Below are 2,579 nucleotides of genomic sequence, written 5' to 3'. Positions count from 1 at the left end.
CGGCCGCGCGGACCGGATCATGCGGCATGGAGCAGGCTGCCGTCCCGCACGATCGTGGCCGGCAGCGAGGCGTTGAGGTGCAGGCGCTCGTCGAAGGCGGACCGGGTCCACACGAGCACGTCCGTCGCTACCGGCAGTCCCCACAGCGCCTCGTAGGCCCGGCCGCTCCGTCGGCGCTCGGGCGCGGCGTCGTCCGGGACGATCACCATCAGGTCGTAATCGCTGTCCGCGCCGGCGCCCCCCCGAGCCTTGGACCCGAAAAGGAAGATGCGCTCGGGCTGGAACGTCGCGACGAGCCGGCGCACCACCTCGGCGAGCAGGGGATCCTCCCGTAGAATGTTCGAGTCGGAACGCCCGGCGTTGGTCATCGCGATCGCCCTCCGTTGCGCCACAAGCATACACGGCGGTCCCGCCGCACGCCACGCGGCGACCGTCAACCTTCGACTTTCGACCATCGACTATGAGGTCGTCTTCGATGGTGCGGTCGCCGTCGTTGATCCGGGCCGTTATCGGCGGCGCCGATGCTTTTCTGGCAACGGCTTGTCGACGCGTGACGAGGGGTGTTCAGGGCGTCGGGCCACGGCCTCCTGACGCTCCCCGGCGAGCCGTTCCAGGATATCTCCTTCGCGGTCGTCCCAGATCGTCGATCTATCCCCGATGAGGAGCACCCACACCTCGTGCGCCTTTACCTCGATGTGGTACACAACCCGAGCGTGGGATGACTTGATCTTGTACAGGCCGTGAAGGGGGGAGTGCAGCGGCTCGCCGTACTGCTCCGGCGCGACGGGCAGCTTCTTGTTGATGGCCTTTTTCGCCCGCTCGTAGACATCGTGTCCGACCCGTGGGATGTCGTCGGTCAAGATCTGCTTTGCCATGCGCACGCGCCAGCGCCCGCCGCCACTGGCTGATGGTGCAACGGCGGGCAACTGCCGCGCGCCTACTGGCGCCGCCGAGCAGCCATGATGGCGTCGGCCTGGGCAAAGAAGTCATCCGCCTCGAGGAGATCGTCATCACCTGAGCGAATACTCTTGAGCCGACGCCCTGCTACATGTGCCATTCGGCGATTCTCCAAAGTCTCTTCCAGCACCGCCATCATTGCAACGCTCACAATCCCTCCAATCGGCTGTCCATCCTTCGTCACGTACACTCGGCGTTCCTTGGCGAGCGCGAAGGCCCCGGGGATGTCCCGCTTGACCTCGGTCGTGGTCGCAACCGCAGCTCCGGGCGCGTTGATTACCAACATAGCGGCTTCTCCTGGTCTATATATGGTGCCTTTTATCACACCCTTAAAATGCTATACCAACCAGTGCCGCGTCAATACCTGATTGCCCCTGGCGCGCTCGGAGAAGAGCCCTGCTGCCGCCACCATCGGAGCGGTAGGCTGGCCGGCGGCTACGCGCCCGGCGGCTTCCTGCCGTACTTGCCAATGTCGTCGTGCGGGACCACGCCGACGAACCGGACCTTACTGGTACTGCTTCGACCACGCCGCCGATGCTTGCGTTAGCTGAATGCCATGCCTACATTCAGTGCATGCAATACACCTTGCGCAACATCCCGCCAGCCGTGGATCGGGCCCTGCGCGCCCTCGCCCGCCGGGAGGGCAAGAGCCTGAATGAGGTTGCCCTGCGCGCCCTGGCGCGCGCGCTCGGCGCCGACGAGACGCCCGTTCGGCACCGAGCCCTCGACGATCTCGCGGGAACCTGGCGCGACGACCCCGAGTTCGAAACGGCCCTGGCCGCCCTGCATCAGGTGGACGAGTCGCTCTGGCGGTGAGACTGGCGCTCGACCCCAACCGCTACGTCGATTTCTGCAAGGGCGTGGCGGGCGCCGCAGCGACGCTTGAGACAGCCGAGGCGGTGTTCGTTCCCTTCGCCGTTCTGGCCGAGCTTCGAGCGGGCTTTGTCGTGGGTTCGCAGGGACCGGCGAACCAGCGAACTCTGGGACGCTTCCTGATGAGGCAGGGCGTCTCGATTCTCTTTGCGGACGAGCAGACCACTCACCACTACGCGTCGGTCTACCGCCAACTCCGCCAGCAGGGGACGCCGATTCCGACCAACGATATGTGGAACGCAGCCCTGGTCCTCCAGCACGATCTGGCGCTGTACGCCCGCGACCGGCATTTCGACCACCTGCCTCAGCTCGTGCGCCTGTCCTGAAGCCTGGCGAGGTTGCTTTTGTTGGCGCGGCGATGTGTGCTGGGAGTGTGGGTACCGTGGGCCGCGTGGACCTCGGCGACGAGGGCGGCGTCATCGCTGCAGTCCGAGCGCTGCCGGTCACCCCTGGCCCGCAGGCGGCAAACCGCCTGGCTCTTGGCTTACCTGCGGGAGCACGCCCCCCGGCGTCCCGAAGTGCGCCGTCACGCCTTCGGCTGCGAGCGCGCCCTCCCCGGCGGCGCGCGGCACGACAAAGCGTTGGTCGCCGCGCGAATAGTACAGGCATCCGAGCTCCTCGGCCGGCCGCGCTCGCACGAACGATTCGGCGGCGGCCAGGGCGGCCAGCCAGATCTCCTTGGCCTGCACCAGGTCGAACGGCGCGGCTAACCGTAATCGGGAGAAGTCTTCGGGATGGTACTTCCCGCG

General features: G+C 66.6%; 6 protein-coding genes. 2 read left to right on the top strand and 4 right to left on the bottom strand.

Annotated elements, in window-relative coordinates; all coding sequences use genetic code 11:
* Nucleotides 1-17: 17 nt before the first annotated feature.
* From Q8Q85_12505 to Q8Q85_12495, 3 genes are all read right to left on the bottom strand, one after another.
* The gene (locus Q8Q85_12505; GenBank protein MDP3775077.1) at nucleotides 18-368 is read right to left on the bottom strand and encodes a nucleotidyltransferase domain-containing protein; all 351 of its coding nucleotides are present in this window, start codon (nucleotides 366-368) and stop codon (nucleotides 18-20) included.
* 138 nt (nucleotides 369-506) lie between these two features.
* Nucleotides 507-875: a hypothetical protein gene (locus Q8Q85_12500; protein ID MDP3775076.1), complete on the bottom strand. Its 369-nt coding sequence runs from the start codon at nucleotides 873-875 to the stop codon at nucleotides 507-509.
* 62 nt (nucleotides 876-937) lie between these two features.
* Nucleotides 938-1,243, bottom strand: a complete 306-nt coding sequence (locus Q8Q85_12495) for a hypothetical protein (protein ID MDP3775075.1) — start codon at nucleotides 1,241-1,243, stop codon at nucleotides 938-940.
* 287 nt (nucleotides 1,244-1,530) lie between these two features.
* Here Q8Q85_12495 and Q8Q85_12490 point away from each other — a divergent pair, with 287 nt between their 5' ends.
* Both Q8Q85_12490 and Q8Q85_12485 read left to right on the top strand, forming a co-directional pair.
* On the top strand, nucleotides 1,531-1,773 hold the full coding sequence (locus Q8Q85_12490; GenBank protein ID MDP3775074.1) for a hypothetical protein: 243 nt from the start codon (nucleotides 1,531-1,533) through the stop codon (nucleotides 1,771-1,773).
* The gene (locus Q8Q85_12485; GenBank protein ID MDP3775073.1) at nucleotides 1,770-2,156 is read left to right on the top strand and encodes a type II toxin-antitoxin system VapC family toxin; all 387 of its coding nucleotides are present in this window, start codon (nucleotides 1,770-1,772) and stop codon (nucleotides 2,154-2,156) included. The genes Q8Q85_12490 and Q8Q85_12485 overlap by 4 nt, the downstream gene beginning before the upstream one ends.
* 117 nt (nucleotides 2,157-2,273) lie before the next feature.
* On the opposite strand, the gene Q8Q85_12480 is transcribed toward Q8Q85_12485, so the two are convergent.
* Nucleotides 2,274-2,579: hypothetical protein (locus Q8Q85_12480; protein MDP3775072.1), on the bottom strand; the 306-nt coding region annotated here is incomplete at its 5' end.

The organism is Gemmatimonadales bacterium (assembly GCA_030697825.1).
Classification (GTDB): Bacteria; Gemmatimonadota; Gemmatimonadetes; order Gemmatimonadales; family JACORV01; genus JACORV01.
The sequence above is the reverse complement of the archived record's forward strand: the minus strand, read 5'-3'. Positions and strand labels throughout refer to the sequence as shown.